The sequence below is a fragment of the Geminicoccus harenae genome (genome assembly GCF_019800005.1).
Lineage (GTDB): Bacteria > Pseudomonadota > Alphaproteobacteria > Geminicoccales > Geminicoccaceae > Geminicoccus > Geminicoccus harenae.
The window spans coordinates 1-9,030 of record NZ_JABGCL010000066.1 but is presented as its reverse complement, the minus strand read 5'-3'; the positions used below and the strand labels follow the sequence as shown (position 1 = coordinate 9,030).

Below are 9,030 nucleotides of genomic sequence, written 5' to 3'. Positions count from 1 at the left end.
ATTTTATTTTATTTTATTTTATATTTTTTTTTATAAACCAAACTAAATCCTCCCCCCAACTTAAATCAAACATTGTCCTCAATGTGGAAAAAGAACACACAATATTATACAAAAGACAGAACAAATATATACAATAAAAGTTATGTACAAATATTTACAAAATATTTACAGAAAATAAATATGTGTCTAGCTTCGATAACACTCAGACTACACGACTTGGCTCCCGATCTATATATCGAAGACTTCCAAATAAATTGGAAAATCACAAAGAGTGACGTGCAAGGTTCTTCCTCACTAAACACTGGATTCTCGAAGAATCCCCCCTTTAACGGGAGCTATTATTCTCTAGCAGAGGTGTCAACCCACCATTTTCGAAAAAATACTACCCAAACATGGTATCGCCAATTACATGGCACGTTGCTAGGATAATTCGTTCCTTTGCGTTGGTGATGACTGATATTATCAACAAATACAAAACTTTGTACAAAATTTCCACAGCAGAGAACTTGAACTGAAAGATCAGCAAGTCGGACTAACATACTTTCATTTCATGATGGAGTCTTTAGAACTTCATTGTCGTCAGATGATGAAGTATCTAAAAATGTGGGACTGGAGTATACTATTTTATCATTGGTTGCAGTAGAGAAGCATCTCAAAGAATATATTTTAGAATATGGAGACTTGGAGAAGATCTCTGAAAATTCATGATCACAGTATCTTGGTTGACAAAATGCCAAACAAGAGCAACCTCAAAAATATATACGTGCGTAAATACGGAAAAATTGTCCTAAAAATGAAGGCAATCATGAACTTACATAACAGGATGTTAGCAAGGATTGATACCCTACGTGAAGCTGAAGCACATAATGGTGCTTGGACAATTTTCCATAACCAGGAGCTTAGCAAGGATTCATACCCTACAAAGGGATTTGGCGATTTTGAGTGTATGGTTTGTAGCACTCTACTGTCCTCTTCATTAATCGCTACTGATGATGATGGCCTATGAATTTTCCAAAAGAAGGAAAAACACAGAAAATGAACCAACGAACACTGTGGTAAAAGGATGATGAAGCACCGGTTCTGGTGTTGTTGGTTTTGGGCCACAATCACAGTGATGCGAAGAAAGAGGCAGCTGTGGTAAAAAGATAATCGCCCAGATGAATGACATGAAAATGGGTATCACGATTTTGAGACTGCCTTATCACAGATTGATGGCATGTCAAATAAGAAAACCCAACTTTTGTGAACTATGATCAAGGAAATTAAAGCTCCTGGGATGATATGAAAATACCAAAAATTTTCACAAAATATGGAACTACAGAACATCTTTCTGGATGGAGAAAGAAGCACATTAGACTGCTGAATCATGAAGAACATGAGGATGGGGATGGATATAACAAATGACAGAAATCTAACTTAAAGAGAAACTACAACACACAGAAAACATATATACACCGTCGCACACTAGAACACAGACACAAAACAAATCTGACTGAAAAGATTAAGTTTGAAAAAAATGGCTCAGAGCAGCGAAAGTCGCTCTGCTTTGACAGTGGGTACTGTAGAGCTTTTTGAAAACCAGAGACGATAAATGACTGTGCTCTGACAGTTGATGGGGCGAATTTATTTCTCTTTGAAAAAATCAACCCACGGCCAAAAATCTCAGACTCCTTTTTGACAAAGAAGGAGATTTGACAGAGAAAAAGAGATTTCTCTGACACCTCTGCATGCCTTTGAAATCGCGTAGAGCGATTGTATGATTGAGATTACTCAGATTGAATGAACGGCTGAGATCAAATCGAGACAGACAGATACTAGAGTTTTGCATAAAAGAGACCTGCGAGTGTGAATGCATCTGGACTTAATCAATATTTGACATTTTCAGAAAACACTTGCTAAACTCACTCAATGGCTCCCTCACCCCCTTGTGCTCTTGATTTGAACCTCACGCTTGGAGTTCAAACACACAACCAAACTTCATCTTCCCAACCTATCATCAATAATCCTAGTTCCTCTGAAAGGCCTGAAAGTATTCGAACACCAGTCATCACAGATGACACTATTATTCATAATACCTTTACTCTAGTATGGAATTTGGCCGTTCGGTTACAAATGAAATCAGCTGAAGTTCAGGCCAAAACAAATGAAGTCTGGTCCTTGCAACAGGAGGTTGCACTTTTCAAGAGATTGCATCTAAAGTCTCACAAAGACTTGCAATCAAAAAGGTCTCAAATAAAAGATCTAAAGAAATCTATGAGACATCTCGAATCGAAACTTGCAGATATGGAAAAGCAGAAGGAACAAAGCAAAACAGTACATCAAAAGCATCCAACACAAAGTATATAAACAAGATGTACTATTATTCTCTTCTTTTCCCAATATTGTAACATATATGAATATTAATATATATCTCTTTCTTGCATGTTAGTAAAAGTACTCTTACATAGATAACATTCAGGGAGTGTGCAACATACCAGTTTCTAGTCGGCTGAGTAACCCTAGATGCGTTCCACAGAAAGTCATCCGCCATGAGGTTGGACTTACACTACCAGACAATTCCGTCTCTCCGGTCACACTAATGTTCATTCCGGTTCCGCAATGCCGCTCAACTGGACAATACTTTCAATCTACACCAAGTCTATGTTCCACTTCCTAAGTAAAACTAGTTTCCTGGGCTGATGGAGACATCTTCCCTGATATGCCAAGTACCCTAGTGAATGCACGCTATGGCTCAAGACTAATAGATAACACACACAGATCTAACTATGATACCACCCCCCAACTTAGATAACACTATTATTTTTACAAGATGATATTAACAAAGCAAACCAACAAAGTAAAACAAACAAAGCAAAAAGAAAAACATGGGTTTCCTCCCAAGAAGAGCTAAGTTTTACGTCTTCAGCCAGACGACTGATTTTAAACTAAGCAATTTCATTTTTAGGGTCAATTAAGTCAACAGACTCAACTAACAAACCATCCTGAACCATATCCGTCTCACCCGAGCTTTCAATGCAAGGCTTGAGCCTTTGACCATTTACAGTAAACAACGTCCCAACATGGGGATCAAGAATTTCTACTGCACCATTAGGATAGACTTTTGATACTACATAGGGCCCATCCCATCGAGACCTTAGTTTACCAGGAAATAATCGCAATCTTGAGTTGAAAAGCCAGACTTTTTGGTTTGGTTCAAAAGTTTTTCGGCTTATGTGTTTATCATGAAACATTTTCATTTTTTCTTTGTAAATTTTTGAACTTTCATAAGCCTCGTTGCGAATTTCCTCTAGTTCACTAAGTTGCAATTTACGATGAGACCCAGCTTCCTTCATTTCAAAGTTAAACTTACGAATGGCCCATAAGGCTTTGTGTTCTAACTCGACAGGAAGATGACATGGTTTACCATAAACCAGTCGGTAAGGGGACATGCCAATGGGAGTTTTGTAAGCTGTTCGGTAAGCCCAAAGTGCATCCGTAAGGCGCACTGACCAATCTTTACGATCAGGCCTAACCGTTTTTTCAAGAATATGTTTAATCTCCCTATTTGACACTTCCACTTGCCCACTAGTTTGTGGATGGTAAGGAGTTGCTATTTTATGAGTGATGGAGTATTTATTTAAAAGTGCTGCAAAATACCTATTTGTAAAATGAGAACCTCCATCACTAATTATGGCTCTTGGACAACCAAATCTAGAAAACACATTTTCCTGGAGAAATTTTACTACCACTTTGTGGTCATTTGTCCTAGTTGCTACCGCTTCTATCCATTTTGACACATAATCCACTGCAACTAAGATATATTCAAATCCATGAGAAATTGGAAATGGGCCCATAAAATCAATACCCCAAACATCAAAAATTTCAACAATTAATATTGGGTTAAGAGGCATCATGTTTCTTTTTGAAATGGAACCCATCTTTTGACAGTTTTCACAGGACTTACAGAAGTCCATGGCATCTTTGAATAAATTGGGCCACCAGAACCCACACTGAAGTATTTTAGCAGCAGTCTTTTTACCACTAAAATGTCCACCACAAGCCAGAGTGTGGCAAAACTTTAACACATCCCCAACTTCATTTTCAGGGATACAACGACGAATCATTTGGTCTGCACAGTATTTAAACAACACAGGATCCTCCCAGATATAGTATTTAATTTGGGAGAAAAATCGATCTTTTTCATGTTTCGACCACCCTGAAGGTATAAGACCTGTTACAATGTAATTTACAATATGCACATACCATGGTAATGAAATATGCGTTACTGCAAACAACTGTTCATCAGGGAAAGATTCCCTAATTGGTACATGATCATTATCCTGTTCTGTCAATATCCGAGATAGATGGTCAGCGACCAGATTCTCAGATCCTTTTTTATCCCTGATCTCAAAATCGAATTCTTGTAAGAGAAGAATCCATCTAATCAATCTTGGCTTAGTCTCTTTCTTTGCAATAAGGTACCTCACGGCGGTATGGTCTGAGAAAATAATGACTTTAGATCCTAAAAGGTAAGATCTAAACTTATCCAAGGCATAGACAACGGCAAGTAATTCCTTCTCTGTAGTGGTATAATTCAATTGAGCATCAGAGAGAGTTTTGCTTGCGTAATAAATCACATGGGGAATTTTATCTACCCTTTGACCTAATACAGCCCCCACAGCATAATCGGACGCATCACACATAATTTCAAAAGGTAACGTCCAATCAGGGGCTCTCAGAATTGGAGCAGTACTTAATAGAGATCGAAGTTTCTCAAAAGCTTTTTGACACGATTCATCAAAGACAAATGGGGCATCCTTGGTAAGCAGTCTACACAAGGGTCGAGAAATTTTGCTGAAGTCTTTAATGAAACGTCTATAGAAACCTGCATGTCCAAGGAATGACCTAATTTGTTTGACTGTGGTCGGAGGAGGTAATTTATCAATTAATTCAACCTTAGCTCTATCCACCTCTATTCCTTGACTCGACACAATATGTCCTAATACTATTCCTTTTTGAACCATGAAATGACTCTTTTCCCAACTTAAGACTAAATTAGTATCACAACATCTTTTTAAGACCTTATCCAAATTTTTCAGACAATAATCAAAAGATGAACCAAAAACAGAGAAATCATCCATAAACACCTCTAGAAAATCTCCAATCATATCCGAAAAGATAGCCATCATGCATCTTTGGAAAGTGCTTGGAGCATTACACAAGCCAAAGGACATTCTCCTAAAAGCAAAAGTGCCAAAAGGACAGGTGAATGTGGTTTTCTCTTGGTCTTCAGGGTAAACAGCAATTTGGTTATATCCAGAATAACCATCCAGAAAGCAATAGTAGCTTTGCCCTGCTAATCTGTCTAAAATTTGGTCAATATATGGAAGTGGAAAATGGTCTTTCCTTGTCTTGGAATTCAATTTCCTGTAATCGATGCAAACGCGCCATCCTGTGGTGGCACGAGTTGGGACTAGAATACCCTGTTCATTTGCTACAACTGTGATTCCAGACTTTTTAGGCACTACCTGTGTAGGTGCTACCCACTCACTATCAGAAATGGGGTAAATGATACCCGCATCTAACAATTTTACTACTTCTTTCATTACTACCTCCTTCATGTTGGGATTTAGCTTTCGCTGCATTTCCCGTGAAGGCTTAGCTCCCTCTTCTAGGTGGATACGGTGCATGCAAATGGATGGATCAATACCCTTTAGGTCCGCAACCGCCCAACCTATAGCTTCCTTATGTTTTCCTAATACCTTCATGAGTTGACTCTCTTGTTCCTTATTTAAGTTTGCAGCAATGATTACTGGAAGAGTCTCGTTTTCACCTAAAAAGACATACTTAAGGTGAGCTGGCAAAGGCTTTAACTGAAGTTTAGGTGCAACCTCTAAAGACTTTGGCATAGGAGAACTGGCTATTGGAGGTAACAATTCAACTTTAGGCTTCCAAGGTAGGTCGCCTATGACAGAAACATATTTTTCGACTTGTTTGACTTCAGGAAAAAACTCATCTATATCATTTTTTTCAGATTGGACATAATCTAGACAAGTCTCTAATGGATCCTCTGCTAAGATGACAGGTAAAGTTTCAGTAATGACCTCATCAAGGAGGTCAACAATAACAGAACAATCCTCAAAGTTATGAGGATGTGTAGCAGCTCGGTAGACTTGGAGTTTAGCTTTTAAATTTCCAAACGAAACTTCCATTACACCTTCTTTGCAATGCAAGACTGCATTCGCAGTTACTAGAAGAGGTCTTCCTAGAATAACAGGGACTTGGGGGATGGAGTTAATCTCAGATTCCATGTCAAGGACTATAAAATCTGCAGGAAATACAAACGACTCAATCTTAACCAAAACATCTGTTAAGATACCCCGTGGTGTCTTAGTTGACCTATCTGCGAATTGTAAAATGGTAGGTGTTGGTGTAAGATCTCCAAGTTCTAACTTTTCATACACAGAGTATGAAAGAATATTCACACTAGCTCCAAAGTCAACTAAGGCTTTATCAATATAGTGCGATCCTAGAAAACATGGAATAGTGGGTGTCCCTGGGTCTTTTCTTTTTATCGGAATATGATACTGAGCTACTGTACTAGCTAGCTCAATAGTGACTGCTGAAGCATTGGACAAGAGTACTCGCTCTTTTCTTTGCTGGGTACATAATTCTTTTAGAAATTTGGCATAGGACGGAATTTGATTGATAGCATCAAGAAGTGGAATATTAATATGCACTTGTTTAAACACTTCAAGTATGTCCTGTGCAGCCGCTCCTTTCTTAGCTCTCCTAGTTGGTGCAACAAGGGCTGAAGGAAATGGAGCCTTAGGTATGTACTCTATTACTGGATCCTCACTTACTTTAGATGGAAAATGATCTTTCTGTGAATTATCTTCTATCTTTTGTTTTCCTATTTCTGACTCTTGGTCTTTCTTATTATCTTTTTCCTCACCTTTCTCTTGACTTACCTCCTTAAAACTCTCCCTATACTTTTCTCTAGAGGACGAACTATCTTTTTCAGGTTTGTCAAAATCGTTACCCCAACCCGTAGGGATAATTGGTTCTTCAGATACGGGTGTAAGCTTCTTGGGGTACAACACATAATAGTCAAACTTTCCACTATGTTCACCTAACAAACCTACTTCAGGATCACCTGTCTCATATCTCATTTTCAACTCCTTCTGACTAGTCCCAGTATTTCTTGGCTGAAGTATTTCCCCAACCCTATTATCTATCTCTCGACCACTACGCAGGGTAGTCACAGCCTTAACTTCTACAACATGTTGAGGGTTTTGTTCAGATGATGAACACTCAGCAACATATGTACCTTTTGGATTGCTAATGGGTTGACTTGGAAGTTTTCCATCCTCACGATGGCTAAGGTTTGAAGCTAACTGACCAATTTGAGTCTCTAGCTTGGCTATTGACTGAGAATGAGAGTGAAGCAATTGTCTATCAGCCTCAAGATTTTTCAAGGCATTTAGAACTTGATCTTCAAAACCTGAACTTCTTTGGGCTTGGGTTTGGTTCTGAAACTGAGGAATAGGAGGTTGATTAACACCCTGACTCTGATTTTTATACTGAAGATGAGGTGGTCTATATGGTGGAACATGATTTAAGTTACCATTTTGGTAATTCGGCCTTGGCACTTGGGAGTACGGCACATTGGAATTTCCATTGGGCTTTTGTGCTTGCTGCCCCCATTGGAGAAACGGATGATTTTTCCAACCAGGATTGAAAGTATTTGAATATGGATCATTCCTAGGGTCTATATAACTTTGGGCAACATGAACTTGTTGAACAAGATCAGGATATTGCCCAGCCAAAGGACACTCTACAGTCTCATGATTCACTTCATTACAGATGATACAGATTTCATTAACTTGACGCACTGGATTTTTAGATGATGATCCCTGGACAGCTATCAACTTATCTAACTTTTTAGACAATTCCTCTACCTGCTGGGTAACAACAGTTGACTGCGGTAACTCATAGATTCCACTTTTCTTAGGTGGTGGAGCAGGAGTCTCTCGATTATTTGTTAAATTCATTGATGCCATGTGTAATGAATCCTCACTCAAAATTTCAAACAATTCCCATGCTTCCTCAGCACTCTTCCTAAGAATTGCCCCCCCACTCGCAGCATTAATTAACTGTTTATCCCTATCACCAAGTCCTTGAAAGAAGGCCTGGACAATCTGCCATGTGGCGATGTCATGGTGTGGACATAATCTCAAGAGTTCTTTCATTCGTTCCCATGCTTCATAAAAGGACTCACCCTCTTTTTGAGCAAAATGAGTAATTGCATGACGCATTTGGGTGGTTTTCCCTATTGAATAAAACCTAGCAAGGAATTTCTTTTGAAGCTCCTCCCATGTAGAAATGAGAACTGGGACTCTAAGGAAATTAATCCAATGTTTTGCTTTATCTTTAAGGGAGAAAGTAAACAGAAACATTTTCAAAGCATCTGGTGTGAAACCTTGAATTCGAATGGTATTACAGATTCCCTCAAACTCAGTGAGATGGTCATAAGGATTTTCTCTTTCTAGACCATGAAATTTAGGGAGCATTTGGATTGTTGAGTGCTTAATCTCATAGATTAAATTCTCAATGTTGGGAATTCTCATACAAGAAGGTGGACTGTATGTATTCGGGAGAAAGTGATCCCGCAAAGTCATAGGTGGAATTGGAATTGGAACATTTAGAGCAGCCACACGAACATGTGGATCAGGTATACCTACCTCAATATCACCTATTTGCTCCATCATATTTGACTGTGGTAAAGTCCTAGGATCAATAGTTGACCTAAGTCGTGCTCGAGCAGCCCTCAAAGTAGCTGCTAACTCAGGGTCGTAAGGAGATAATTCCAGACCTAAAGACCTTCTACCATGCATACAAACCACATAAACACAATAACACAACAAAAAAGAAAAACACACTTAACCTAACTCCCAAAACTAAAACTTAAACTAACAACAAAAATAAATATTTTTTATTTTTTTTTTTATTTTTTTTATTTTTTTAATTTTTTTTTTTTAATTTTCTAAT

At 38.3% G+C, this 9,030-nt stretch carries 1 protein-coding gene; it reads right to left on the bottom strand.

Annotation, left to right across the window (positions count from 1 at the left end; all coding sequences use genetic code 11):
- Positions 1-2,924: 2,924 nt before the first annotated feature.
- The gene (locus HLA95_RS30140) at positions 2,925-8,921 is read right to left on the bottom strand and encodes an RNase H-like domain-containing protein (RefSeq protein ID WP_222184985.1); all 5,997 of its coding nucleotides are present in this window, start codon (positions 8,919-8,921) and stop codon (positions 2,925-2,927) included.
- Between the last annotated feature and the right edge of the window lie 109 nt (positions 8,922-9,030).